This is a genomic window from Marinimicrobium sp. ARAG 43.8 (genome assembly GCF_050113635.1).
GTDB lineage: Bacteria > Pseudomonadota > Gammaproteobacteria > Pseudomonadales > Cellvibrionaceae > Marinimicrobium.
In genome coordinates this window covers 711,862-738,299 of record NZ_JBNJLT010000001.1, presented here as the reverse complement: position 1 = coordinate 738,299, position 26,438 = coordinate 711,862, and the positions used below count along the sequence as shown (strand labels likewise).

15 protein-coding genes are annotated in these 26,438 nt (G+C 58.2%); 4 read left to right on the top strand and 11 right to left on the bottom strand.

From position 1 onward, the window contains the following. Positions 1 to 77: 77 nt before the first annotated feature. Both ACQCLF_RS03110 and ACQCLF_RS03105 read right to left on the bottom strand, forming a co-directional pair. Positions 78 to 2,813 carry a TonB-dependent receptor gene (locus ACQCLF_RS03110; RefSeq protein WP_426984849.1) on the bottom strand — a complete coding sequence of 912 codons (2,736 nt, stop codon included), beginning with the start codon at positions 2,811 to 2,813 and terminating at the stop codon, positions 78 to 80. Between the two features lie 315 nt (positions 2,814 to 3,128). Beyond that, positions 3,129 to 4,865, bottom strand: a complete 1,737-nt coding sequence (locus ACQCLF_RS03105) for a cellulase family glycosylhydrolase (protein ID WP_426984848.1) — start codon at positions 4,863 to 4,865, stop codon at positions 3,129 to 3,131. A gap of 312 nt (positions 4,866 to 5,177) precedes the next feature. Here ACQCLF_RS03105 and ACQCLF_RS03100 point away from each other — a divergent pair, with 312 nt between their 5' ends. Further along, positions 5,178 to 6,350 (top strand): helix-turn-helix domain-containing protein, encoded by a 1,173-nt coding sequence (locus ACQCLF_RS03100; protein WP_426985226.1) that lies wholly within the window; start codon positions 5,178 to 5,180, stop codon positions 6,348 to 6,350. A gap of 18 nt (positions 6,351 to 6,368) precedes the next feature. On the opposite strand, the gene ACQCLF_RS03095 is transcribed toward ACQCLF_RS03100, so the two are convergent. Further along, positions 6,369 to 7,340 carry an AraC family transcriptional regulator gene (locus tag ACQCLF_RS03095; protein ID WP_426984847.1) on the bottom strand — a complete coding sequence of 324 codons (972 nt, stop codon included), beginning with the start codon at positions 7,338 to 7,340 and terminating at the stop codon, positions 6,369 to 6,371. Positions 7,341 to 7,812: 472 nt separating this feature from the next. On the opposite strand from ACQCLF_RS03095, the gene ACQCLF_RS03090 reads away from it, so the two are divergent. The 3 genes from ACQCLF_RS03090 (at position 7,813) to ACQCLF_RS03080 (ending at position 13,812) form a co-directional block, all read left to right on the top strand. Beyond that, positions 7,813 to 8,997, top strand: coding sequence for an efflux RND transporter periplasmic adaptor subunit (locus ACQCLF_RS03090; protein ID WP_426984846.1), 1,185 nt, complete (start codon positions 7,813 to 7,815; stop codon positions 8,995 to 8,997). Positions 8,998 to 9,122: 125 nt separating this feature from the next. After that, on the top strand, positions 9,123 to 12,371 hold the full coding sequence (locus ACQCLF_RS03085; RefSeq protein WP_426984845.1) for an efflux RND transporter permease subunit: 3,249 nt from the start codon (positions 9,123 to 9,125) through the stop codon (positions 12,369 to 12,371). Then, the gene (locus ACQCLF_RS03080) at positions 12,364 to 13,812 is read left to right on the top strand and encodes an efflux transporter outer membrane subunit (protein ID WP_426984844.1); all 1,449 of its coding nucleotides are present in this window, start codon (positions 12,364 to 12,366) and stop codon (positions 13,810 to 13,812) included. The genes ACQCLF_RS03085 and ACQCLF_RS03080 overlap by 8 nt, the downstream gene beginning before the upstream one ends. A 68-nt stretch (positions 13,813 to 13,880) precedes the next feature. Here the strand turns inward: ACQCLF_RS03080 and urtE are convergent, their stop codons facing one another. From urtE to atzF, 8 genes are all read right to left on the bottom strand, one after another. Then, positions 13,881 to 14,576 carry an urea ABC transporter ATP-binding subunit UrtE gene (urtE, locus tag ACQCLF_RS03075; RefSeq protein WP_426984843.1) on the bottom strand — a complete coding sequence of 232 codons (696 nt, stop codon included), beginning with the start codon at positions 14,574 to 14,576 and terminating at the stop codon, positions 13,881 to 13,883. Positions 14,577 to 14,645: 69 nt separating this feature from the next. Then, positions 14,646 to 15,428 (bottom strand): urea ABC transporter ATP-binding protein UrtD, encoded by a 783-nt coding sequence (gene urtD / locus ACQCLF_RS03070; protein ID WP_426985225.1) that lies wholly within the window; start codon positions 15,426 to 15,428, stop codon positions 14,646 to 14,648. A gap of 38 nt (positions 15,429 to 15,466) precedes the next feature. After that, positions 15,467 to 16,612, bottom strand: coding sequence for an urea ABC transporter permease subunit UrtC (gene urtC / locus ACQCLF_RS03065; RefSeq protein ID WP_426984842.1), 1,146 nt, complete (start codon positions 16,610 to 16,612; stop codon positions 15,467 to 15,469). Between the two features lie 33 nt (positions 16,613 to 16,645). Continuing rightward, a complete protein-coding gene (gene urtB, locus ACQCLF_RS03060) occupies positions 16,646 to 18,292 on the bottom strand; it encodes an urea ABC transporter permease subunit UrtB (protein WP_426984841.1) in 1,647 nt (548 codons plus the stop codon). 93 nt (positions 18,293 to 18,385) lie between these two features. Beyond that, positions 18,386 to 19,696: an urea ABC transporter substrate-binding protein gene (gene urtA / locus ACQCLF_RS03055; protein WP_426984840.1), complete on the bottom strand. Its 1,311-nt coding sequence runs from the start codon at positions 19,694 to 19,696 to the stop codon at positions 18,386 to 18,388. 117 nt (positions 19,697 to 19,813) lie between these two features. Next, positions 19,814 to 20,509, bottom strand: coding sequence for a GntR family transcriptional regulator (locus tag ACQCLF_RS03050; protein ID WP_426984839.1), 696 nt, complete (start codon positions 20,507 to 20,509; stop codon positions 19,814 to 19,816). A gap of 277 nt (positions 20,510 to 20,786) precedes the next feature. Continuing rightward, the gene (uca, locus tag ACQCLF_RS03045; RefSeq protein ID WP_426984838.1) at positions 20,787 to 24,425 is read right to left on the bottom strand and encodes an urea carboxylase; all 3,639 of its coding nucleotides are present in this window, start codon (positions 24,423 to 24,425) and stop codon (positions 20,787 to 20,789) included. 69 nt (positions 24,426 to 24,494) lie between these two features. Further along, the gene (gene atzF, locus ACQCLF_RS03040) at positions 24,495 to 26,279 is read right to left on the bottom strand and encodes an allophanate hydrolase (protein WP_426984837.1); all 1,785 of its coding nucleotides are present in this window, start codon (positions 26,277 to 26,279) and stop codon (positions 24,495 to 24,497) included. Between the last annotated feature and the right edge of the window lie 159 nt (positions 26,280 to 26,438).

The following is a 26,438-nucleotide window of genomic DNA, read 5'->3' as shown; positions in this document are numbered from 1 at the left end:
CGCGGGGCCAAGCGGGGTAAGAGAGCTCCATGGGTTCAAGGCTTCCGTGCCTTGGGCTTCAAATTCATTCCTAGGGTTTAAAAGTTATAGTTGGCGCGTACACCGTAGAAGCGCGGCATGGAAACCGGTCCGCGCACCAGGCCGTCGCCGCTGCCGCCCCAGTAGAATTCCGTTTCGTCGGTGGCGTTGTTGACGAAGCCTTCGACGCTCCACGCCTCGCTGGCCGCGGTGTACTTCACGCCCAGATTGACGTTGGTGATGGCTTCGCGCTTGTCGGTGAAGGCCTCCGGGGTTTCGGTGGCGAACAGGCCGACGTGTTTCTCGGTGTTGAAGATAGAGAAGTACGCCGAATCTTTCCAGCTGACGTTGACCCAGGGCACCAATGTGGCACCGGAGTCGAAGTCGTAGGTGTGGCTGTAGTTCAGGTTCAGTGAGTAGCGCGGGGAGGCCGGCAGCTCATTACCTTTGAGGTTGACGGTGAGGGCTTCGTTGGCTGGATCAATGGATTGATCGTGCGGGATTTCAAACAGGTCGGTGGTAGCGAAGCCCCACTGCTGGATGAAGTCGCTGGTAATCTCGGTATCCAGGAAACTCACGTAGCCGTTCAGTCGGTCATTCGCGGTAATGGCCCAGTCGAATTCCAACTCTACCCCGAGAATTTCAGCGGTGCCGATATTGTCGGTCTGGAAGACGGTGAATTCGTTAGAATCCACCTCGCCGGTTTCCTCCCCGGTTTGCGGGTCGCGTGCGAAAGAGTAAGTCACGAACAAGGGTTTGGAGGTGGCTACCTGCATATCTTCGTAATCGCTGAAAAACGCGGTGGCGGAGAGACGCAGGCGGTTGTCGAACAAGTCGGACTTGATGCCCATCTCGTACGTCACCACTTCTTCCGGTTCATAAGTGTTTTCGTGGCGCGTCTTCACGATGCGGTCGCCGTTCTCGTCCAGCGGGTATTCGGTGGTTTCCGGGTCCTGTTCGTACTGCACCACCACATCGCCGATACCGCCGGACTTGGTGCCGTTGGCCACGTAGGCGAAGAGCATGGTGTCGTCGGACAGGTCGTAGTCCAGACCGAGGCGGTAGTTGTGGTAATCCCACTCGCCCTTGATTTCGTTGTTGGTGGTGGGGGTATAGATGCCCGGATTCCAGAAGTAGTCCTCGGGCAGTTGCAGGAATGTCTCGCGGTCATACGCCGGGAAGCACACACCGCCGTTGGCTTCCGGGTTCAACCGGTTCGGGTTGCTGTCGTTACAGGCCATGTTGCGACCGCCTTTGTCCTCCTTGGTATCCTTGGTGTAGCGATAGCCGAGGGTCAGGTGCAGGCGGTCGGTCAGGTCGTAGGTGCCCTGGGCGAACACCGCTTCGGACGCCAGTGTCCGGTCCGGCTGGTTCCAGTAGTCGGCGCTGGCCATGCTGTTCATCCAGCCGCCCTGCATGTCGTTGTTTTCTTCGAACAGGAACACCCCGGTAATCCAGTCCAGGCGCTGATTGCCTGTGGACTGCAGTTGCAGCTCGTGGGACTGGGACACGAAGGTCGCGTCGCGGAAGAAAATGGACATGTCCCAGTCGGTCACGCCGCGATCCTGGTCAGACATTTGAGTGCGGGTCTGCTTGGCCCAGCCAGCGTTGTACACCAGCGCCACCGAATCGGAAAAATCCCAGCGCAGGTTCGAGCGTACATTCTGGATTTCCAGATCCTGCATACCCGGTACGCTGACATTGACGGTGTAGGCGTCGGCGCCGGGGCCGTAGACGGATGCACAGCCCTGAAGCCCGCGCACCGGTGTGGCGGAGATGTTGCCGTCGGCATCCAGGTAGTTACCGTCGTCGTCTTTCAGGATGCGCTTGCCGGCCAGATCGCAGTTGATGGTGTCGGTGGAGCCTGCGCTGGTGTCCTTGAACAGCTCGTAGGAGAGCATCCAGGAGAAATCGGCGCTGGGTTCCCACAGGCCGGTCAGCCGCACGGCGTATTGGTCGGAGTTGTTGTAGAAGTCACTGGCGTCCGCCTTGACCACTTGTTGCACGCCATCGGCGCCGCCGTCCCACCAGCGGGCGCGCTGGACCAGGTTCTTCTCGTTCTCAGGCCCCTCGTACAGCGGGGCGTTCTGCACGTGCTCGGGCAGGTAGCGGGTGTCCCACTGGTTGGGATCGTAGTAGCCGTTCAGGTAGGAGTCGCGGGTTTCCTGCATGAAGGCACCGCGAAGCGCAAAGGTGTCAGTCACGGGGATATTGATCATGCCCTTGACCTTTTGGTGGTTCCAGCGACCCACTTCCAGGCCGACCGAAGCGTCGAACTCGGTGGGGTCCGGCCGCTTGGAAATAATATTGATGTTACCGACGGTGGAGTTGCGACCAAACAGCGTCCCTTGCGGGCCGCGCTGGGCTTCCACGCGCTCCACGTCGAACATCAGAGCCATGGCGCCCTGCGGACGCGGTGAATAAATACCGTCCAGATGCAGGCCAACCGCAGGATCGCCCAGTTCGGTGATGTTAGTTGAGCGAACGCCACGCATGGAGATCACCGGGGCGGACTGGGAGGAATCGATCGAGATGTCCATATTGGGCACCAACTTGTCGATATCCTTGATGTTGGCCAGCCCCTGCTGTTCCAGTACGGCTTCGTTCATGACCGTAATGGCGATGGGGGTGTCCATCAGGTTAGTGGTGCGTTTGGTGGCGGTCACCACAATTTCCTCCAGGGCGACCCGGTTCTCCGTTGGGGGTGTTGTTTCTTGCGCCAGTGCTGGCATGGCCAAGCCGATATTGGCCAGCGCAATGGTCAAGGCAAGGGGAGAGCGTGTCAGTGCTGTCATATCGTAAACCTCTTGTTGTTTATTGTTATCGTGCATCGCGTGCCCGTGATTCGAGCGGCGTGATACCGATGGCGTGGGACGGATCGAGAGTGTCGGTCCTCGTTGCCGGGCCCAATCTTTAAACGAGTGGGCCGGGGCGTCGTCCGGGTGCAGGCAAACGAACGTTGTATCGGGGTATCCGCTGGCGTTCGGATAAGTTCGGCTTACCCGAACGCCCATAAAACCCTTTTAAAACAATGGCTTATAAATTTTTTTGCCGCCGTCGGGCGCGGCGCTTACACCGTGCCCGACGCTCGGTTTTTTATCGGAAAGCCGCTATTGGGCCACCAGCCGCCAGAAATTCAGGTTCCAACCGCCGCCGGACACGTACAGGCTGAGGTCCTGTTCGCCCGAGTTCAGGTAGACGGTAGGACCGGAAACGGTCTGCCAGTTCTGCCAGCCCCCTGTAGCAGGAATGTGGGTGGAGCTGAATGGGGTGCCGTTATGAATGCTGGCACTGACCTGACCGCCGTTCGGGGAGGCAATGCGATACTCAAAGCGGTAGTTGCCCGCTTGCGGCACATTGACGCGATAGACCATCCAGTCACCGGTATCCAGGTAGGCGGCGTTGAAATCCCCGCCTTGCGGATCCGTGGTGACCTCCATGGCGGCGCCGGAATGCCAGCGGAAGTGTTCGCCCTCAATCGTTCCGCTCCCGGCTGTGGGCTGATAGTCCATCCAGTAGGCAATATCGCCGTGGGTCGACAGGGACTGAGTGGCGAACTGGCCGAACCAGGCTTCTATCTGGGGTAATGAGGCGGTGTCGATGTTGATCGGGTTAAATCCGGAGGTATTGGTGATCAGCCCCCAGGGCCAGCCGTTATTGGGGTCGCCATTGTGGGCGGTCGGGGAGGCCGTTTTATAGGACCACGCGGTAGCCGCCCAACCCAAGCCGTTGTAAATATCGTAGGTTTTTCGCGTGATTTCGCCGCCGTTGGCATCCAACTCCGTCCAGGGCTGGAATTCGCCGATCAGGAAAGGCACCTGCCGGCCGTTGATGGTGGCGTCCCAGTCACAGGTGCCGCCGCCGCTGTCGCTATTGCAGAACAGCCAGTCCAGGTGGACCTGGGTGGGATCGTCGTTGTCGCGCCAGCCAAAAATGCCCGGGTAGAAATGCATTTCGTAGGCGACGTCGTTGCCCGGCGGGTTAAAGAAGTCGATACCGGTCGCGTTGTGCCCGTGCATAATAATGATGTGCTCAGGGTCTTTGGCGCGCACGGTGTGGTACAGGCTGGTCAGGTTGTTAGCCAGAGTTTGCCCATCAGTGCCCCAGGGCTCGTTCAGCAGACCGTAAGCGGCGACGTTACTGTTGCCCGCGTATCGGGAGGCGATCATGTCCCACAGCCAGGCGGTGCGGTCCTGATAGTGGGAGGCGGGCTGACCGTTGCCGCCGTCCCAGTACCAGTTGCGCCCCTCGCAGCCGGAGTGGTGTTCCCAGCCCTGGCTGCCCGCGGCGCCGTGCAGGTCCAGAATCGTATAAATCCCGCGCTCGGCGGCTTCGGCAATGGCGCGATCAAGATACTCCCAAGCGTCCGGCCGCAGCGTGTACGGGTTGTTTTCGTCTTCAATGAGGTTGTGGGGGAAGGGCAACCGCACCGCGTTGAAGCCCAGGTCGGCGATACGGTCCCAGTCCCGGTCGGTCATCCAGCTGTCGCGGAAGATGTCCATCAGGCGTTCGCGTTCGGCGTAGCCGAAGCGGCTGTCCAGAGCGGCTTCCAAAGTGCATTGATCATTGATGGGGCCCTGGCTGGTACTCATGGCCTGCCCCATCATCCAGAATTCCAGTTGCAGCCAGTTGCCCAGGTTCAGGCCGCGCAGACGAATGGGTTCACCGTTGACCACCCAGTCTTTTCCCTGTTGCCGAATCATAGGCAGGGTGGCGGCGGCGTTCACGATGGCAGTGGGTTCCGGGTCTGTTTGAGCGGGCGCCGAGAGGCTGATAACGGCCAGCGCGGCAATCGTGAATTGAGAGATCAGGCGGAGTCCGCCCGCTGTTGCTATGGAGTACCGCATAGTAATTGCCTCGGGTTGTCGATTATTATGAGCACCGGAGGGGTGTCCGGCGGTGTATCACCGAGATGGCGTGATGACATTCCCAGTGTGGTGGGTCGTTCAAACGCTGTCGTTCGGTTAAGGGAGACGATGCGAGCCGAACGCGTTCGGCTGTGCCGGGAGACTCAAACCCAAGAACAATAAAAGATCCGGCGACATCGGCGTTGGGTGCTTTAATAGGAGCCGCTCATGCCCGCCAGCCGGAGGCATGAGCCCTGATCTCATACATCCTGTGATGCGATGGACCTTTTGTGTGATGGACTTTCTTGTGTGATGGATAAGGTACAGTTTAATTTTCACGATCTCGTTTTGATGATGACCGCTCTGCAGTGCCTGTTGTTTTCGGCCCTGCTGGTGGCGACGAATGCCCGTCATATTAAAAGCACGTACTTTTTGGCCGCCTTTTTACTGGCGCACGCCTTTATCCCGCTGCACGAGATGATTCTCTGGGGTGCACAGTTCAAATGGACCGTGCGCATTGAAGCCCCCTGGCTGTATTTTCTGGGTGGTTTTGCCTACTACCTTGACGGTGCTTTGCTGTACCTGTGTGTGAAATCCCTGGTGTTTCGTGACTTTTCACTGAGATGGCGCGATACCCTGCACTTGATACCGTTTGCCCTGTTCGCGGTGTTTATGTGGATCGTGTTCTATCGCCTGCCGATGGAGCAGCGCGAAGTGCTGATCAACGATGAAATTCTGGTGTACGGTGCGCAGTACGTCACGGCGGATTTTCTGAGCAAATGGTTGCGGGCGGGCTACGCGGTAGCCTGTCTGGTTCTGATTGTGCGCTACAAGCGACTGCTCAAATCCACCCACTCGAACATTGCCAAGGTGGACACCAACTGGGTCACCACGCTGGTGGTCGGTTTTCTGGTGGTGATGTTGATGGAGGTGGTGCTCAGTGTGGCGAAACTGGTCAGTCTGCGCCACCCGTTTGACCTGAAGGTGTTCGAATACATTGGGCTGACTGGCTATTACACGATGTTTTTGCTGGTGAATCTACTGGTGTTTACGGGGATTCGTTACTTCGCCAGCTTTGTCGCCGTCCCGCAGAAGGAAACAGCGAAAAAGCCGTTGACCGATGAACTCCTTAACCCTGAAGTGGCCCGCGAAGTGGATAACACCATGCGGCGCGACAAACTGTTTATGGAACCGGACGTGACGCTGGACCACCTGGCGACGCAGCTATCCATTCCGGGTCGGGATTTGTCGATGCTGATTAATCGGCACTTTGGAGTGAATTTTTACGAGTTTATCAATCGCTATCGGGTGGAAGAAGCAAAGCAGTTGTTGGCGAGGGACGCCGACAAAACCATCACGGATATTTATCTTGAGGTGGGTTTCAACAGTAAATCAGTCTTTAATACGTTCTTTAAAAAGAACGCTGGGGTCACCCCTTCCCAGTACCGAAAAGAGCGAGCCGTGCCGCCTGAGGCCCGTTCCTGAAAACACGCCTGGGCGCTTTCACACCCTGGCCGCCTCCCGGAATTCATTGCTGCTGCGCAGTTTGGTTACATCGGAGCGCGGCGGCGCACCAAACAACCGGCTGTACTCCCGGCTGAAGTGCGAGGGGCTTTCGTAGCCGACCCGGAAACTGGCGGTGGCGGCTTCGAGACCCTCGGACAGCATCAGGCGACGCGCTTCGTGCAAGCGCAGTTTCTTTTGAAATTGCAGTGGCGACATGCGCGTGACCTGCTTGAAACTGTGAAACAGCGACGACTCGCTCATGTTGGCCATTTCAGCCAGCTCCGGCACCCGTAACGGTTCGGTAAAGCGATCTTTCAGCGCGGCAATGACCTTGGAAATACGGTGCGCCTTGGTGCCATCCACTGCAAACTTGCGCATTTTTACGCCGATCTCGCTGACCAGTGCTCGGTAGACCACCTCACGCTTGGCCATCGGTGCGAGGATGCGAGCATCGCGCGGATCGTCCAGCAGCATGGTCAGTTTGAGTATTGCCTCGGCCAACCCTCTTTCGGCCTGAATGCAGCACAGACCACAGGAGCTGTCCTCGCAGCCCAAATCCTCCGTTTCCTCTGGCATCTCGTCCAGTTCCAGTAACAGGTCGGTGACTTCTTGTGGGTTCACGGAAATTTTGACACCCAGGTAAGGCTTTTCCTCGGAAGCCTCGGTGATTTTTCCGGTTACCGGCAGCGAGACGGATGAGGCCAGGCAGCTCAGCGGCCCATAATGAATTTCCCGATCCCCGAGCCACACGGTTTTGCCGCCTTGGGCGATCAGACAAAGGGCCGGCTCATACACCGATGATGCCATGCTGGTCGCCGTGGAGTTAGCGCGAAACAAATCCAGGTCCGGCACTGAGGTGGAAGTGATACCTTCTTCCGGAGCCCACTTCTGAATCTGGCGGGCCAGAGAATCGGCCAAGCCGCGGCGGTAATCATCGAGCGCGTTGGGAATGGGTTGATGGGCAGTCACAAGTCCGTCCTCTATGTATGTCGCGTGCAGAATGTCGCGTGCAGAACATTGTCAGGGCCTTGGCAGGCACCGGATATTGAGTATACGCCCGGTTGGCTGGGGTTCTACGAGAAGTGTTTAATCCGTGCAGGATTGGGCAAGCACTCAATAGAAACAGGCAATTTCGAATGAATTATGCTCGGATTTTAGCCTTTTTTCCAGAAAGCAATTTGTGCACACAGAGTTCTTTTTGCAGAATTAGGCAATGACCGCGCAGAAATCTGATAACGCCTTTCTGGGCCGAACCACTACAGTAGGGCCCTATACCGGTGGTTGCCTTCAAGCGATTCTCCAACTTTTCCACTCCAATAAAAACGATGACCATTCGCTTGACCTCAACTTATGTTGAGGAATTAACGTGCCGCCGATGCTTTCGTAGCACCACTGGACACTGACTTTTTGTTTGTAACATGACCAATTCGGAGTGAACACGATGGATACCATCAACGAAAAGAGGCCCGCAATCCGTGCGGGTTCGGTTTGGACTCTGGCACTGATTCTGACCGGTATGCTGGGCCTCGCTGGCTGCGGGGCGCAGAGTGAGGATCAGGTGTCCGCCGCACCGCCGGCACCGGAGGTGGATGTGGCAACGGTGTTGGTGGAACCCGTGACTCTGTGGGAAACCTTTACCGGGCGCGTTGAGTCTCCGGAAACCGTGCAGCTGCGGCCGAGAGTGAGCGGCTACATTGACGAAGTGGCGTTCGAGGAAGGCGAACGGGTGGAGGCCGGAGACTTGTTATTCCGCATTGATCCCCGCCCCTACGAGGCCAGAGCCCGTGCCGCCAGGGCGTCGCTTGCCCAGGCCCGCAGTCAGCAAACGCTGGCGAAAGGCGAAGCGGAGCGTGCCGGGAAACTGCTGGAAAGCCGCGCGATTTCCCACGAGGAATACGATCAGCGTCAGGCGGCCTTGCTCGGCGCCGAGGCGCGGGTTGAAGAAGCGGAAGCGGCACTGGTCAGTGCCGAACTGGATCTGGAATACACGCGCATTACCGCTCCGGTGGCGGGCCGCACCGGTCGGGCCATGGTGACCAAAGGCAATCTGGCTAACGCCGATCAAACGCTGTTGACCACGGTGGTGTCGGTAGACCCTTTGCATGTCTACTTTGACAGCAACGCCGCCGATGCGCTGGGTGCGCAGGCGTTATCGAACAGCACGCATTCTTCACTAGTGCGCATTGGCTTGACGGGAGAAACCGGCTTTCCTCATCAGGGTACGCTGGACTTTATTGACAATCGCCTCAATGCCGACACCGGAACCTTGCGTTATCGCGCGGTGCTGGCTAACCCGGAAGGCACGTTCAAGCCGGGACACTTTGCCCGGGTGGAAATGCCCGTGGCCAGCCTGAGTAAGGCGGTGTTGGTGAATCGTAAAGCGGTGCTCGCGGACCAGGACCGGCGCTTTGTGTACGTGGTTGCCGAGAATGACGTGGTGGCCCGTCGCGAAGTGCGCACCGGTCGGGAAGTGGACGACCTGGTGGTGGTGCGCGACGGGTTAAACGCGGGCGATCGCGTGATCATCAACGGCATGCAAAAAGTCTTTGCACCGGGCATGCCGGTGAAAGCCAATTCGGTGGCGATGAGTGAATCGTTCGGTTCCGGTGGTATCGCGACGCGATAATGAATACCGGGCGCTAAACACTCGAAGCGTTTTCTCCCCACACACGTTTTATCCCCACACATGTTTTATCCAGGGAAACACAAAACAGCGGCGGGCTTTTGCCCGCCTCTCAGGAGCCTATTGCCATGAACTTTTCCCGTTTTTTTGTGGACCGGCCCATTTTCGCCGCGGTGCTGTCCATTATTATTCTGGCGGTCGGGGCGATTTCCATACCCAACCTGCCCGTCAGTGAGTACCCGGATGTGGTGCCCCCGTCCGTGCAAGTGCGCACGGTCTACCCCGGTGCCAACCCCAAGGAAATTGCCGAGACCGTAGCGACGCCACTGGAAGAGGCCATTAACGGGGTTGAAGACATGATGTACTTCAAATCCGTCGCTGGCTCCGATGGTGTGCTGCAAATGACCATCACGTTTCGTCCAGGCACGAATGCCGAAGATGCCACCGTGCGGGTGCAGAATCGCGTCAGCCAGGCGTTGGCCCGGTTGCCCGAACCGGTGCGTCGCCAGGGCGTGACCACCCAGAAACAGTCACCCACCTTTTTGATGGTAGTGCATCTGGTGTCGCCGGATGAGCGCTACGATACGCTGTATCTGCGCAACTACGCGCGTCTGCACGTGCGCGATCAGCTCGCTCGCATTATGGGTGTGGGTGAGGCGCAAATCTTCGGTGGCGGTGATTACGCCATGCGCGCCTGGCTCGACCCGGACAAGATCGCGGCTCGCGGATTAACCGCCAGTGATGTGGTGAATGCCATGCGCGAGCAAAATGTTCAGGTCTCCGCCGGGCAGATTGGTGCCGAGCCAATTGAGAACAGCGACTTTCTGACCCTGATCAACGCCAAAGGCCGACTGACCAGTGAAGAAGAGTTTGGCGATATCGTGCTCAGCACGGGTAACGATGGCGAGATTCTGAGGCTGCGCGATGTGGCTCGCCTGGAACTCGGTGCGGGTGACTACACGCTGCGCTCCAAGCTCGATGGCAAAGAGGCGGTGGGCATTGGCATTTTCCAGGCCCCGGGTGCCAATGCACTGGAAATTCGGGAGCAAGTCATCAACACCATGGATGAACTCTCTACGCGGTTCCCGGAGGGATTGGAATACCAAAGCGTGTACGACACCACCATTTTTGTCAGCGACTCTATTAAGTCGGTGATTCAAACGCTGCTGGAAGCGGTATTGCTGGTCGTTCTGGTGGTGACGCTGTTCCTGCAAACCTGGCGCGCCTCCGTGATTCCTTTGCTCGCCGTGCCGGTTTCGGTAGTCGGTACCTTTGCGGTGTTGTATCTGCTGGGCTATTCCATCAATACACTGACGTTGTTCGGCCTGGTGCTTGCTATCGGTATTGTCGTGGACGATGCCATCGTGGTGGTGGAGAACGTCGAGCGCAATATTGAAGAAGGGCTCACGCCATTGGCCGCCGCGCACCAGGCCATGAAGGAAGTGTCCGGACCGATTGTGGCGATTGGTCTGGTGTTGTGCGCCGTGTTTATTCCCATGGCCTTTTTATCGGGTGTGACCGGGCAGTTTTATCGTCAGTTTGCGGTGACTATTGCGATTTCCACCGTGATCTCCACCATTAACTCCCTGACCTTGTCACCGGCCCTGGCCGCCATGCTGCTCAAGCCGCACGGTGCGCCCAAGGATCGCTTGACCCGCGTTATTGATCGACTGTTCGGCTGGATTTTTAGGCCCTTCAATCGCTTCTTCAATACCAGCTCGGAAAAATATCAGGGCGCGGTGTCGCACAGTTTGCGTCGGCGTGGTGCCGTGTTTGTGGTGTACCTGATTTTATTGGGTGCGACCGCGTCGATGTTCAAACTGGTGCCGCCCGGTTTTATTCCCGTGCAGGACAAAATGTACCTGATCGCCGGGGTGAAACTGCCGGAAGGCGCCTCGCTGGAACGCACCGATGAATTGTTGAGCAAGGTCGCAGACATCGGGATGGCAATGGACGATGTTACCCACGCCATTGCATTTCCCGGTCTGAACGCGTTGCAGTTTACCAATACCTCCAATACCGGTCTGGTATTTCTCACTCTCAAGCCGTTCTCGGAGCGCGAACGCACCGCAGAAGACATTAACGCCGAACTGTCGGCGAAAATCTCGACGCTGAAAGACGGTATTGCGTTTTCGTTTATGCCGCCACCGATTCAGGGGCTGGGCAACGGTTCCGGTTACCAGATGTTTATCGAGGATCGCGACGGCCTCGGTTATGGCCCACTTCAGGAAGCCGTCGTGGCGTTCCAGGGTGCGGTAATGCAAACGCCGGGGTTGTCTTATCCGATTACCAGCTATCAGGCCAATGTGCCGCAGCTGGATGCGGAGGTGGATCGTCTTAAAGCCAAGGCGCAGGGCGTTTCCATTACCGACCTGTTCGATACGCTGCAAACCTATCTGGGTTCCACTTACGTCAACGACTTCAACCAGTTCGGACGCACCTGGCAAGTGATTGCACAGGCCGACTCATCCTACCGGGACAGCGTGGAAGACATTGCCCGGTTGCGCACCCGCAACGCTCAGGGAGAAATGGTGCCCATTGGCTCGATGGTGAATATCAGCCAGAGCTTCGGTCCGGACCCGGTGCTGCGTTACAACGGCTACCCCGCCGCTGACCTGGCCGGTGAAGCCGATCCACGTGTACTCTCGTCCACGCAGGCCATGAATGCGCTGGCTGGCATTGGTGATCAGGTGTTGCCCGAAGGCATCGGTTTTGAATGGACGGATCTGAGTTTCCAGCAGGCGACCCAGGGTAATGCCGCGCTGATTGTCTTCCCGCTGGCGGTACTGTTGGTGTTTCTGGTACTGGCGGCACTGTACGAAAGCTGGACTTTGCCGCTGGCCGTCATTCTTATCGTGCCGATGTGTCTGTTGTCCGCGCTGGCGGGGGTTTGGCTTGTCGGTGGTGACACCAATATTTTTGTGCAAGTCGGGTTGGTGGTGTTGATTGGGCTGGCCTGTAAAAACGCCATTCTGATTGTGGAGTTCGCCCGCGAGCTGGAATACGAAGGCCTCGGGACTCTGGAAGCAGCGTTGGAAGCCTGCCGCCTGCGTTTGCGCCCGATCATCATGACGTCCATCACTTTTACCGCCGCCGTTGTGCCGCTGGTGCTGGGCAGTGGCGCCGGGTTTGAAGTTCGCCAGGCATTGGGTGTCGCGGTAGTGGCCGGCATGATCGGTGTGACCTTGTTCGGTTTGTTCATGACGCCGGTGTTTTACGTGGGCCTGCGAAAACTCGGTGGGCCACTTAAGGGTGGACATTCGTCCACGATGACCGGTGAGGCCCACGGGCATGAGGGTCACAGGCTTGAGGATCACGCCAGTGAAACTCGTCGTCTTTCGGGAGAAAATCACTCAGGAGAAAACCATCATGCGTAATGTCGTTCTGCTTTGCACGGCGCTATCGTTGCTTATCGTGTTGTGTGCCTGCAGCGTGGGGCCGGATTATCAGCCGCCTCACATTCATGCGCCGGAGCGCTTTAACGAGGCCGCCGAAAGCGACGTGATCAATGACGAGGCGCTGGACGACCAGGCCCGTGATGAAGACGTGCAACGCTTCTGGAACGGTTTTAATGATCCAGTGCTGGCGGGCTTGATTCACGAGACCCTAATGGTTAATCAGAGTTTGCAGGCGGCGTTGGCCCGACTGGATCAAGCCAGTGCCTTACTCGGAGCGGCCCGCTCCGATCAATGGCCGTCATTGACGGTTAACGGTTCAGCAGCGGAACAATATCTGGCCGAGGTGGAGCGGGTCGATCCGAACCGCGAACGGGTAACCCGGTATCAAGTCGGGGCCGCCATCGGCTGGGAGCTGGATCTGTTCGGACGGTTGCGGCGCGGTCACGAAATGCGTCTGGCCGAACTGGAAGCGGCAGGTGCCGATCTGTCCGCGTTGCGGGTGGCGATTGTCGGACGGCTGGCCAGTGATTATTTTGAATTGCGCGGCTTGCAGGAACAGTTGCAAGTGGCGCGGGAGAATGTTGCCAACCAGCGAGAGTCCCTGGCGATTGTCGACGCTCGACTGAGCGCGGGCCGTGGTACCGACTTCGATAGCGAACGAGCCCAGGCGCGACTCGATGCGATTCGCGCTACGCTTCCGGAGCTGGAAGCGGGCATTCGCGAACGGATGTACCGCATCGCCGTATTGATTGGTCGTGATCCGGCCTTAATGGTGGCGCAATTGAGTTCTCCGTCACCACTGCCCGACACCTTGCCGACCATTCCGGTGGGAAGCCCTGGAGAGGCGCTGCGTCGCCGGCCCGATATTCGCGCGGCGGAGCGCCGCCTCGCCGCCGCGACCGCCCGAGTAGGCGTGGCCACCGCCGACTTGTTTCCGAGTTTCAGCCTGGACGCATTGATTGGCTCGGTAGCGGCGGACGGTGCCGACCTGTTTAGTGCTCCGGCGGAATCCCGGGCGGTAGCGTTGGGTGTGAACTGGACCTTTCTGGATTTCGGCGGTGTGCGCCGTCGCATCGACGCAGCGGATGCGGCCAGTCGCGCCGCATTGGCGGATTATCGGCAGACCGTCCTGGAAGCATTGGCGGAAACCGAAACGCAACTGGCGTACTACCAGCGTTCACAGGTACGCAGCGAACGTTTGGCCAGCGCCACCGCGTCCGCACAGCGGGCGGCTGAGTTGGCCCGCGCCCGCTACGAACAGGGTTACATCGGTTACTTTGAAGTGCTCGCAGCCGAGCAGGAACTGATTGATACCCGCGATGATTTGATTGACAGCCGGACGCAGGAAACCCTGGCCATGGTCAATATCTACCGCACGCTGGCGGGCGCTCCCCAGGCGCCAGAACTGGCAGCCCGCTGAGGCGGGCATGACAGGTTTACCCCGTGGCCAGCGGACGGCCTTTTTTACGCTCCTGCTTTTTTCGTTCGCTAGACACTCAGGTATTGTTGCACCAGTTCATCGTTGAGATCGGCGATGGCACCGGAAGCCTGCGTGTGTCCTTTCTCCATAATAAAAAAGTCGTCCGCCACCCGTCGGGCAAACGGTAGCTTTTGCTCCACCAGTAACACCGTCAAGCCCAGCTCCCGATTCAGTTTACCAATCACATTCCCGATATCGCGCACTATGTTGGGCTGAATGCCTTCGGTTGGTTCATCGAGTAGCAGGACGCTCGGGTCGAGCACCAGTGCGCGACCAATGGCCAGCTGTTGCTGTTGTCCGCCGGAAAGATCGCCGCCGCGTCGGTGGCGCATGTCCTGCAGTACCGGGAACAGCTCGTAGATGTGGTCGGGAATTTTACTCAGCCGGTCGCTGCGGGCGCCGAGTGAAATTTTCAGGTTTTCCTCCACCGTCAGTTGCGGGAAAATTTCCCGCCCCTGCGGCACATAACCAATACCGGCGCGCGCTCGCGCTTCCGGAGACAGCTTGCTCAAGTCTTTGCCATTGAGCCAAATGTGGCCCTCGCTGATGGGCAGCAATCCGGTAATGCATTTAAGCAGCGTGGTTTTCCCCACGCCGTTGCGCCCGAGCAAACAGCCACAGGTGCCCTCGCGCACTTCCAGGGACAAGTCCCAAAGAATATGGCTTTGCCCATAGAACTGGTTGACGTTTTCAATGGTTAGCACGGGTATCTCCGTTGTTTCGTCGTCATAATGTGGTCAGAACTTTGTTGTCGTATGGCCGCCACATGGCGCCTATTCGCCGAGGTAAACCTCGACCACTTTAGGATCGCTCTGCACCTGATCCATCGTGCCTTCGGCCAGCACCGAGCCCTGGTGCAGTACGGTCACCTTGCGGGCAATCGAGCGGACAAAAGCCATATCGTGCTCCACCACAATGACCGAATGTGCCCCCGCGAGCGAGGTGAGAAGTTCCGCCGTGCGCTCGGTTTCCTCTCCGGTCATTCCGGCCACGGGCTCGTCGACCAGCAACACCTGCGGGCTTTGCATCAGCAGCATGCCGATCTCCAGCCATTGCTTCTGGCCGTGAGATAGCAGGCCCGCCGGTCGGCGGATCTCCGACAGCAGGCCGATTTGTCGCACCACTGAATCAATCCGGTCTTGCTGCTCTCCCGTTAGGGACTGAGTGAGTGTCCACCACACCCGCTTGTCTGCGGCGGTGGCCAGCTCCAGATTCTCGTACACGCTCAGGGCTTCAAAAATGGTGGGTTTTTGAAACTTGCGACCGATCCCGCCGCGAGCAATCTGGTGTTCGGACAGCTCCAGCAGATTGATGCGCTGCCCGAAATACACGCTGCCTTCGTCCGGGCGGGTTTTGCCGGTGATCACATCCATCATCGTGGTTTTGCCCGCGCCGTTGGGGCCGATAATGCAGCGCAACTCGCCTTTATCGATATAGAGATTCAGGTTGTTCAGCGCTTTGAACCCATCGAAGCTGACAGTGACATCCTCGACATACAGAATCGGCCCGTGCGAGGTGTCCAACGGTCGCCCGAAGTTGGGATCGCGTTTGGGAATAGCGCGCTGGCTGAACTGATAGGCTTGCTTGATCACACTCACAGGGCCTCCTCGGATGCGTTCTCTTTGGGTGTGGTATCGGACTCGCTCTTAGAACGCGGTTTCCGCTTGAGCCGATCAAACAGACCCACCAGCCCTTTGGGTAAAATCAGGGTGACGATCACAAACAGCGCGCCGAGCACAAACAGCCAGCTTTCCGGTGACCAGGTGGTGAACAGCGTTTTGGCGTAGTTGACCGAGAAGGCACCGACAATGGCACCGTACAAGGTGCCGCGCCCACCTGTTGCCACCCATACCACCAGCTCAATGGAATTCAGTGGTGAGAATTCACCGGGATTGATGATGCCCACCTGGGGAACGTAGAGGGCGCCGGCAATACCGGCAAGCATCGCGGAGAAAACGAACAACCACAGCTTGTAGGATTCCACTTTGTAACCGCAAAAGCGCGTGCGGCTTTCCGCATCGCGAATGGAAACAATCACCCGTCCCATGCGTGAAGTCACGATATAACGACACACCAGGTAACCGAGAATCAGCATCACGGCGGAGGCCACAAACAAAGCGTTGCGCGTACCTTTGGCGGTGATGGAAAACCCGAGAATGTCTTTGAAGTCGGTCAGCCCGTTATTGCCCCCAAAACCCATTTCATTGCGGAAAAAGGCAAGCATCAATGCGTAAGTCAGCGCCTGGGTAATAATGGCGAAGTACACACCGGTGACGCGGGAACGGAAAGCCAGCCAGCCGAAGACCAGGGCCAGTAATCCCGGCACGACCAGGATCATCAGTGCGGTGAACCAGAACATATCGAAACCGAGCCAGTACCAGGGCAGACTGTCCCAGTTCAGAAACACCATGAAGTCCGGCAGTTCGGGATGACCGTATTGCCCGCGGTCGCCGATTTGCCGCATCAGGTACAGGCCCATGGCGTAGCCGCCGAGCGCAAAGAACGCGCCGTGGCCCAGCGATAGAATACCAGCATAACCCCAGATCAAATCCACGGACAATGCCAATAAAGCAAAGCACAGGAACTTGCCAATCAGCGTGACCGCATAGGTGGAAATGTAGAGCGGTGAATCGCTGGGCACCAGCATGTTGCACACCGGCACGATGATCGCGAGCAGGGCGACAAACCCCAGTACGATCATTCCGCCCCGGTCACTGAGTAATAAACGTTTGGTTAGCATAAGCGTCTCTCGAAAACTCGTTGTCGGAGCGGACTATTCCGCGGCCCGGCCTTTTTGCGGAAACAGGCCCTTGGGACGTTTTTGAATGAACAGAATCAACATGACCAACACCAAAACTTTGGCCAGCACGGCACCGGCCCAGGGCTCCATAAATTTGTTCAAAACGCCCAGGCCCATAGCACCGACCAGGGTTCCCCACAGGTTGCCCACGCCGCCAAATACCACCACCATAAAGGAGTCGATGATATAGGCTTGGCCGAGGTTCGGGCCGACGTTGGTGAGCTGCGATAACGCGACACCGGCGACACCGGCGACACCGGAACCCAGCCCAAACGTCAGCGCATCGACCCAGTTGGCGCGCACGCCAACGGCGCGCGCCATGGCCCGGTTCTGTGACACGGCGCGGACCTTCAGGCCCAGTGAGGTTTTCTTGAGAATGACCAGCAGTGCGAAGAACACCATTAGCCCGAAGATCAATATAAATAAGCGGTTATAGGTAAGGGAGAGCGCCGGGTTAATAACCAGAGAACCACTCATCCACTCCGGCAACTCCACGCTGCGGTTCAGTGGTGAGAAAATCGTGCGCGCGGCCTGCTGAAGAATCAGGCTCAGGCCAAAGGTGGCCAGCAGCGTTTCCAGTGGACGTCCGTAGAGAAACCGGATAACACCGCGCTCAATGGCAACTCCCACCAGGCCGGACACCAGAAAGGCTGCGGGTACCGCCATCGCCAGGCTCCAGCCAATATGGTTGGGAAACCATTGCTGGATCACCCAGGTGGTGTAAGCGCCGATCATCATCAGTTCGCCGTGGGCCATATTAATCACGCCCATCACACCGAAGGTAATGGCCAGCCCGATGGCGGCCAGCAACAGAACGGAACCGAGGCTGAGTCCGAAAAATACGCTTTCGGTGAATTTATAAAACTTGAGTTTACTTTGGATGGCGTCCAGTGCTTCCGCTGCGGAGGCCTGGACCCTGGGGGATTCGTCATACTCGCGCAGGCGGCGCAGCTCATTGCGGGTTTCGTCTTCCAGGGAGCCGCGCAATGTTTGAATGGCGGAGAGTCGAACGCGCTCGTTGTCGTTCTTGAGATCATACAGTGCCATTGCGGTATTGATGGCGTTATTAACCAGAAGGCTGTTTTCCACATCGTTACGTGCTTGTAGCAGCGCGATGCTGTCTTCGTTAACCCCTTCCTTAATCATTCTCTGAACCGCTTCAAACCGAATCTGTGGGGTTTCCGAGTCGAGGTTAAGCCGGGCGAGAATGTTGCGTAACTGGCTGCGCATCCGGGTCGTGACTGGTATGCGTTTGGTGTCCAGGTCGGCAGCCAGCATTTCGCCCGTTACGGCATCTTCATAGCGGTCGTTCGGGTATTGAATCAGGATGCGTTGTTCGTTGTTGTCGTCGGAATAGAGGTCGCCATTGAGCAATGCGGAAAGAATGTCGGCTACTCGGGGATGCGACACATTGCTCAGCGCTTCGATCGCGTCGCCGCGCTTCATCAGGCTGGCTTCGGCGACGGCGCGGGTCTGTTCCGCGAGTTCCGCCGTGGCGTCGGCGTTATTCTGTGCAAACGCTGAACTTGCCACACACAGCAGCACCAGAATGAGCTGCTTCAGCGACGTTTGAACCAGCGACGCTTGAATAAGGGGGCTGGATGGACCGTAGGTCTTCATATCAACATGCTCTTTTTACCGGGTTCGGTTTGCGCCGGAGTGGGCGCATCGCCCGGCTGCGGCCGGGCGATGGTTCTTCCTGTTGGCCGGGGATTACTCCTGCATGGCAGAGGAGCCCAGGCATTTCTTGGTTTTGGTGTTGTAGTTGCCGCACTCAATGGGCGCCGTCCAGTCGGCGGTGAGGTCTTTGCTGCCTTCGAGGAAGTCGGACCAGGCATCGCCGGACACGAGATCTTCGGTTTGCCAGACGGTCAGGAACTGGCCGTTGTCCTGAATTTCACCGATGAGGACCGGTTTTTTGATGTGGTGATTGGGCAGCATTTCGCTGGTGCCACCGGTGAGGTTCGGCACTTTCACGCCGACCATGGCATCAATCACGGCGTCGGTATCGGTGGTGCCGGCTTTCTCGACCGCTTTGACCCACATATTGAAGCCGATGTAGTGCGCTTCCATCGGGTCGTTGGTGACTCGTTTTTCGTTGCCGATAAAGTCATGCCACTTCTTGATGAACGCTTCGTTTTCGTCAGTGTCGACGCTCATAAAGTAGTTCCAGGCGGCGAGGTGGCCGACCAGCGGCTTGGTGTCGATACCGGAAAGTTCCTCTTCGCCCACGGAGAAAGCGACCACGGGAATATCCTCGGCGGAAACCCCCTGGTTACCCAGCTCGCGGTAGAAAGGAACGTTGGCGTCACCGTTAATGGTGGAGACCACAGCGGTAGGTTTACCCTGGCTGCCGAAGCGCTTGATATCGGACACGATGTTCTGCCAGTCGGAATGACCGAACGGCGTGTAGTTGATCATGATGTCTTCATCCGCCACACCGTGGTCTTTCAGGTAGGACGCCAGGATTTTGTTGGTGGTGCGCGGGTACACGTAGTCAGTGCCTGCCAGCACCCAGCGTTCGATACCGACTTCATTCATCAGGTAATCAACGGCCGGAATGGCTTGCTGGTTCGGGGCCGCACCGGTGTAGAACACATTACGGGATGACTCTTCGCCTTCGTACTGCACCGGATAGAACAGAATACCGTTCAGCTCTTCGATAACCGGCAGCACGGACTTTCGGGAAACCGAGGTCCAGGCACCAAAGATGGCATCCACATCTTCCTGTTCGATCAGCTCGCGGGTTTTCTCCGCAAACAACGGCCAGTCAGAGGCCGGATCGGTCACTACGGCTTCCAGTTTCTTGCCAAGCAGGCCGCCTTTCTTGTTCTGTTCCTCGATCAACATCAACATGGTGTCTTTCAGGGTGGTTTCCGAAATGGCCATGGTGCCGGAGAGGGAGTGCAGAACCCCTACCTTGATCGTATCCTCTTCCTGGGCTTGAGCGGTCAGTCCGGTGAGCGCCATACTGCAGGCGATCCCCAGCGTGCTTAGCGTTTTCATCATGCGTGTTAGCTTCATGGGTCAATCTCCGTTGAGGTCGTGGTGAACAATGTGTACTGCGTTTTAGTAACGAACATCCTGTCGGGCCGCGTATGGGCTTCGTCCTGAATCCTATCGAACCCGCTCTCGCGTGTTTTACAGCGTGGAGCGCGAACGCTGTGCCTGCCGTGCTTCGTGCAGCATGTGCAGGGTGATTTTTCGAACTTCCGCCTGACTTTCCTCAATGTGGGTTTTCAACAGGCGCTGCGCTTCGTCGGCGCGGCGTTTGATAATGGTGCGCAGGATCTTGGCGTGTTCCTGGTAAGTGGCTTCGATGCGGGGCCGCTGCGTGAAATCAATACGTCGAATGATGCGCAGCCGCTCGGTCACATTCTGGTGCACGCGCACCATTTCCTCGTTGCCACTGGCTTCTACCAGATGCGTGTGAAAGCGCTCATCCATCTGGCGAACCGCGGGACCGTCTTCGAGCCGATCGGCAACGGGCACCAGCCAGAAGTTTTTGAGTGCTTCCAGATCCGGTGTCGCTTCCATTTCACACAAGGTGCGCACGGCCGCCAATTCAAGAACAATGCGCAGCTCGTACAATTGGTCAAACTTTTCAAAGTCTAAGGGTTTTACCTGCCAGCCCGAGCGAAACAGAACATCGACGAACCCGTCGCGCTGCAACAACGTCAAGGCTTCACGCACTGGTGTGCGGCTGGCGGTCATGCGTTGTGCGATTTCGTTTTCCGTGAACCGGTCGCCGGGCAGCAGCACGAAATCAAAGATGTCCTGCTTCAGTGCGTTGTAAATGCGTTCGGTCAAGCTCAAGCGTTCGACTTTCTGACTCACGGGATGCCGCCTTGAATATCATCATGTATGCAAGATGGTATTCAGCAGAAAGCGTGCCAAGCCGTGCGTTTTTGCGGTAAAGATTGAAGTTGGCGGTGAGAGCGCTGTGAAATCAGGGGGTTAGCGTTTGAGTGAATAGGCCGGCGTGGGGCTTCGGTTTATATCGTGCACTTAAATGAAGCGTGCAATACGTTATTTGCCTCATGTTTGTTCCCGAAAAAAAACGCCCTTCGTTCATGAAGTACCGAAGGGCGGTAATACGGGGAAGAATCCTGTTTTATTCCTCCAGCACCAGCAGAATATCGCCAGCGTTGACCGGTTTTCCTGGCGCGCAGTGCACGGCACTGACCCTGGCTTTGCGGTCGGCGAGGATAGAAAATTCCATTTTCATGGCTTCCACAATCAGAAGGGGCTGTTCAGGCTCCACTTCCTGTCCGGGTTCCACCAGCAGCTTCCAGATGTTGCCGCTGATGTCGGCGGTGACCGGATGGCCGTCCACCTCCTTGGGATCGACCGCCGGGCCTGCATTGAGGGCGGCCTCCACCTGCTCGGCCTCGTCGGCCTGCCACAGCGCCACTTCCTCGGTAAACGCGGCCTGTTGTTTCTCGCGGAAAGCGGCAATGCTGTCGGCATTATCGGCCAGAAATTTTTCGTGCTCGGCAATATCGAAATAGGTCTCTTCAATATCGATGTCCAGTCGGCCTTCGCGGAAGGATTCGCGCATTTCCGTCAGCTTCTCTTCGCTAACTGGGTAGTAGCGGACCTGATCAAAAAAGCGCAGGAACCACGGTTGGCCGTTGACGAATACCGGGCTTTTCACAAACTTGTTCCAGATGGGCAGTGTGCGTCCCACCAACTGGTAACCACCGGGTGAGTCCATTCCATAGATACACATATAAACGCCACCGATACCCACGGTGCCCTCGGCGGTATAGGTCCGCGCGGGGTTGTATTTGGAGGTGAGCAGGCGGTGGCGCGGGTCCACGGGCACAGCGCAGGGCGCGCTGAGATACACATCGCCCAACCCGAGAATCAGGTAGCTGGCATTGAACAGAACGTCGCGCACCTGATCAATGGAATCGAGCCCGTTGATGCGCCGCATAAACTCGGTGTTGCTCGGCAGCCAGGGCGCGGTATCGCGCACCGACTGACGGTACTTGGCCACCGCCTCAAGAGTGGCGGAATCTTCAAACGCCATGGGCAGATGCACGATCCGGCTGGGCACGCGCATCTGGTCCACGGGGGGCAGCTTCGCTTCAAGGGCAAGCAGTTGTTTCACCAGATCCGACTGATGCAGCACGCGGCTGTCGTAATTGACTTGCAGCGAACGAACACCGGGCGACAGTTCGATGATGCCGTCAATCGGACTGGCTTTGAGCGCTTCCATCATGGCGTGAACGCGCAGCCGGAAACGCAGGTCCATAACGAGTGGGCCGTACTCCATCAGAATGTATTTGTCCCCGGCCTGACGGTACACCACTGCCGGGCGGCCTTCCGCTTCGGGCAGCGCGGCGAGAATACAGGGCGACAAATCGTGTTCGCGGGTGGGAAGGCTGAACTCACCGATCACTGCCGGAGCGCTTAGCTCAGCAATCGCTTTATCCTGCGCTCTCTCTTGCGCCAGTGCTTCCTCGAAACTCATCTGAACGAAACGCAGTTTGTCGCCGGGCTTGACCTGCCCGACCTTCCATAACTCCGCCTTTACGATGGTGACCGGACAGACAAAGCCGCCGAGGCTGGGGCCGTCTTTGGTGAGAATCACCGGCATATCACCGGTGAAGTTAATGGAGCCTACCGCGTATTCGGTGTCGTGAATATTGGAGGGGTGCAAGCCGGCTTCACCGCCGTCGCTGCGGGTCCATTTGGGTTTCGGGCCATTCAGGCGAATACCCAGGCGGTTGGAGTTGTAGTGCACTTCCCAGGCGGTATTGAAGAACATTTCGATGGAGTCTTCTTCAAAAAAATCTGGGGCGCCGTGCGGGCCGTACATCACACCGATTTGCCATTCGCGCGGACCTTCGCTGGTCTCGGTCGCGTAGTCGGGAATCAATGCCGGAGGGCAAGGCTGCGGTTCGTAGGAGGGTGCTGGTGTGGTACACGCTGGCAGCGACGCATCGCTCACGCGCAACATATCGGCGGCGCGTAACACCCGTCCGGCGTGACCGCCAAACTGACCCAGCGCAAAGGTGGATCGACTGCCCAGGTATTCCGGTACATCAAAACCGCCGCGCACTGCCAGGTAGGTTCGACAGCCGTTGGTGGCCTTGCCCACTTCCAGTACCTGTCCGGCGCGGACCGTGATCGGTGCCCAAAAATCCAGGGGCGCGCCATCGAGTGTGGCGGCAGTGCGACCGCCACTGAGTGCGATCACCGCATCGGAATGAAATTTTAGCGTCGGGCCGACAATGGTGAATTCCAGGCCTGCCGCACTGTCATGGTTGCCGACCATGCGATTGGCCAGCCGGAAGGCGTAGTCATCCATGGGGCCGGATGGCGGCACGCCAATGCCCCAGTAGCCAACCCGGCCGGGATAATCCTGAATGCTGGTGTAGGTGCCCGGCTGCATGACCTCCACCACCGGAGGGCGGTAGACAAAGTCCGCGAGCTTGTTGGTGGCCACCTCGCCGCTGCCAAAAAAATCCGAGGCGACGATCTGGCGGAGATAGTCCAGATTGGTGGCGATACCGGCCATGCGCGTTTCACCCAGCGCCCGAATCATGTTGGCAATGGCATCGGAGCGGTCTTTGCCTTCGACAATAATTTTGGCAATCATGGGATCGTAATGCGGGGAAACGTCGGTACCGGTGGAGACCCAGGTATCGATTCGCGCGTTGTTGGGGAAATGCACGTCGGTCAATGTGCCCGGCGAGGGCTGGAAATCGCGCACGGCGTCTTCGGCGTACACGCGCACTTCGATAGCGGCCCCCTTGGGCGTGATTGTCTGATTGAGGTCCGGTGCTTCATCGGCGGCGGTCAGAATCATCCATTCCACCAAATCCACACCGGTGCAGGCTTCGGTAATGGGGTGCTCCACTTGCAAACGGGTATTGACTTCCAGAAAGTAAAAGTCGTCCCGCGCTGGATCGTAAATATATTCTACGGTGCCTGCCGAGCGATAGTTCACCGCTTCTCCGAGGCTGACCGATGCCGCCAGCAGTCGCTCGCGGGTGTCGGTGGGCAAGTTGGGCGCCGGGGTTTCCTCGACAACTTTCTGGTTGCGCCGTTGCAGCGAACAATCGCGCTCGCCCAGCGCCAGCACTTTGCCGTTGCCGTCACCGAAAATCTGCACTTCAACATGGCGGGCGTTGTCGACAAAGCGTTCCAGAAAAACACCGCTGTCGCTGAAGAAATTCTGGCCCATGCGTTTAACGCTGTCGTAGGCTTCGATCAGCGCCGCCTCGTCGTTGCACCGGGTCAAACCGATACCGCCACCGCCGGCGGTGCTTTTGAGCATAATCGGGTAACCGATCTTCGCGGCTGCCGCCGTGGCTTCTTCCACTGAACTCAGCAAGCCAGTGCCAGGCGTCAGGGGCACACCGGCTTTTTCCGCAATTTCTCGCGAGGTATGCTTGAGACCAAATTCGCGAATTTGTTGTGGCGTCGGGCCGCAAAACGCGATGCCCGCCGCTTCGCATTGTTCGCAGAACTCGGCGTTTTCCGAAAGAAAACCGTAACCGGGAATAATGGCCTGGGCGCCGGTTTCGCGGGCAGCGGCGAGAATCTTGTCCACTTTTAAATAACTGTCCGCGGCGCTTTCGCCGCCCAGGGCAATGGCGATATCGGCAGCGTCCACGTGTGCGCTGTTACGGTCCGCGTCGGAATAGACCGCCACGGACTTGATGCCCATCGCCTTTAAGGTTCTGGCAATGCGCACCGCAATCTCCCCGCGGTTGGCAATCAAAACTGTGTGCAACATGGTGTGTCTCCGGCGTTTATTCAACGTGTATTCGGTTCGGTTCATTCAATCCAGTACGGGTGATGGGTTTTATCCATCACGGGTGTGTTCTTTCATGTAGGCGCGCCAGCCGCCGTACTCGGTAATGTCCCGTGCGCCGTCGATGGCAAAGCCTTCGCAAATGAATCCTTTAACGTCGCGGCCGTCCTTCAGGCGTAAGGTGCCAATGCCCAGCGGCGCTGGGATCAGGGCGACAAAAGAACCGAACTGGTCCAGCGGCACATCCCATAGCTCCACAATGATTGCTTTCCCCTGATGGCTGCGCACGAGACCGGGTTTCGGTGGCGTCGTGTTGGGCAGGGCGTAGAGGCGGTAGTCCGGTGCGGTGGTGGTCTGTTCGACAAAACGTGCACAGCGCTCGGTCAGTTGGGTGTTCAATGGCATGCCGCTCAAGTGGGCGCCGACCACGGCCAAACGCACGTGACCGTCCGGCATCTCGTTGGCGACGGGAGTGTCCGCCAGAGCCAGATCGGTGGCGCCGCGTTTCCAGGGCGCGGTGCGCTGCCAGCGCCGACCAAAGTCGGCCAGGGCATCGTCCTGCCAGGCCGGGGCGATCAGGGTGATACCGAACGGCAAGCCGTCGGCGCGCAGGCCAGCCGGAAGCGCCAGTGCGCTGCAATCGGCGAGGTTGACGAAGTTGGTCCAGGTGCCGAGCTGACTGTTAACGGTTACCGGATCGGCCTGCACTTGATCAATGGTGGGCAGGCGCGGGGCGGTGGGAACCAGCAGCGCGTCGACGGCGCTCATGCGTTGTTGAATGTTTCGGGTCAGGTACGCACGTTGGTATTCGGCGCAGTAGGCATCGGTGGCGGAGAAGGCGTGTGCGTTTTCGACAATGCCCCGTACCACGGGATTCATCTCTTCCGCGTGGTGGTCCATGAACTCCGCAATGGCGGCGTGGCGTTCGGCCACCCAGGAACCGCCGTACAATAATTCGGCCAGCTTCTGCATCGGGGTAAAATCCAGCGGTACCAGCTCAACGCCCTGTGCCTTTAGCGTATCGAGCGTGTTATGCCAGGCCGCTTCGGCGTCGTGATCGCCGAACCAGTTGGGGGACTCGGGAATACCCAGGCGGGGTTTGTCCGACCAGTAGCGTGCCGGGTGCGGTGCAGCGCGGGAATATCCGTCTGCGGAATCAGCATCTTCCAGTACCTGCGCGACGGCGTGGGCGTCCTCGACCGTCAGCGCGAACACCGAGACGCAATCGAGCGTTTTACACGCGGGCACGACGCCGCGAATACTGAAGCGTCCCTTGGTGGGTTTTAATCCCACGATATTGTTGAAACCCGCCGGTACTCGTCCGGAACCGGCGGTGTCCGTACCGAGGCTGAACGGCACCACGCCACGGGCTACGGCGACCGCCGAACCCGAACTGGAGCCACCGGACACGTAAGCGGGATCAAACGTGTTGGGAACCGCACCGTAGGGCGAGCGCGTGCCGACCAGTCCAGTGGCGAATTGATCAAGATTGGTTTTGGCGATGACGATGGCGCCCGCGGCTTTGAGTCGGGCGACGGTGGTGGCATCGTCCTGCGGGGTATACGCATAAGCGGGGCAAGCGGCGGTGGTCGGCACGCCCGCGCAATCGATATTGTCCTTAACGACAAAGGGCACGCCATACAGCGGCTGTTCCTCGGGAGAGGTCAGGGCTTGCAACTGCGCGTCGATCTCGTCCGCACTGAAAATGTGAATCCAGGCGGGGTCCTGGGGGTCGAGTTGGTCGCGCAAGGCGTGCAGAGCCGTCGCGGGGTCAAAGGCCCTGTCGCGGTAGGCAGTTTGCCAGTCGCTTAGAGTCCAGCCGAATTGTGGCGTCATCAGTGTTCCTCAAAAAATACCATCTTGTATGCAAGACGGTATTCAGCAGGAAGTGTGCCAGCGTTTTAACGGTGACCGCTGAAGCGGCTAAACCGCTTGGAAAACAGGGAGTTAATGCGGGTTTATGGGTGGGCGGGAGTGCGGCGGGTGGCGGAGAGG

Coding starts and splice junctions, on each gene's coding strand:
- ACQCLF_RS03110 (WP_426984849.1), bottom strand. CDS start 2,813: ATGACAGCACTGACACGCTCTCCCCTTGCCTTGACCATTGCGCTGGCC.
- ACQCLF_RS03105 (WP_426984848.1), bottom strand. CDS start 4,865: ATGCGGTACTCCATAGCAACAGCGGGCGGACTCCGCCTGATCTCTCAA.
- ACQCLF_RS03100 (WP_426985226.1), top strand. CDS start 5,178: ATGGATAAGGTACAGTTTAATTTTCACGATCTCGTTTTGATGATGACC.
- ACQCLF_RS03090 (WP_426984846.1), top strand. CDS start 7,813: ATGGATACCATCAACGAAAAGAGGCCCGCAATCCGTGCGGGTTCGGTT.
- ACQCLF_RS03085 (WP_426984845.1), top strand. CDS start 9,123: ATGAACTTTTCCCGTTTTTTTGTGGACCGGCCCATTTTCGCCGCGGTG.
- ACQCLF_RS03080 (WP_426984844.1), top strand. CDS start 12,364: ATGCGTAATGTCGTTCTGCTTTGCACGGCGCTATCGTTGCTTATCGTG.
- urtC (WP_426984842.1), bottom strand. CDS start 16,612: ATGCTAACCAAACGTTTATTACTCAGTGACCGGGGCGGAATGATCGTA.
- urtB (WP_426984841.1), bottom strand. CDS start 18,292: ATGAAGACCTACGGTCCATCCAGCCCCCTTATTCAAGCGTCGCTGGTT.
- urtA (WP_426984840.1), bottom strand. CDS start 19,696: ATGAAGCTAACACGCATGATGAAAACGCTAAGCACGCTGGGGATCGCC.
- uca (WP_426984838.1), bottom strand. CDS start 24,425: ATGTTGCACACAGTTTTGATTGCCAACCGCGGGGAGATTGCGGTGCGC.
- atzF (WP_426984837.1), bottom strand. CDS start 26,279: ATGACGCCACAATTCGGCTGGACTCTAAGCGACTGGCAAACTGCCTAC.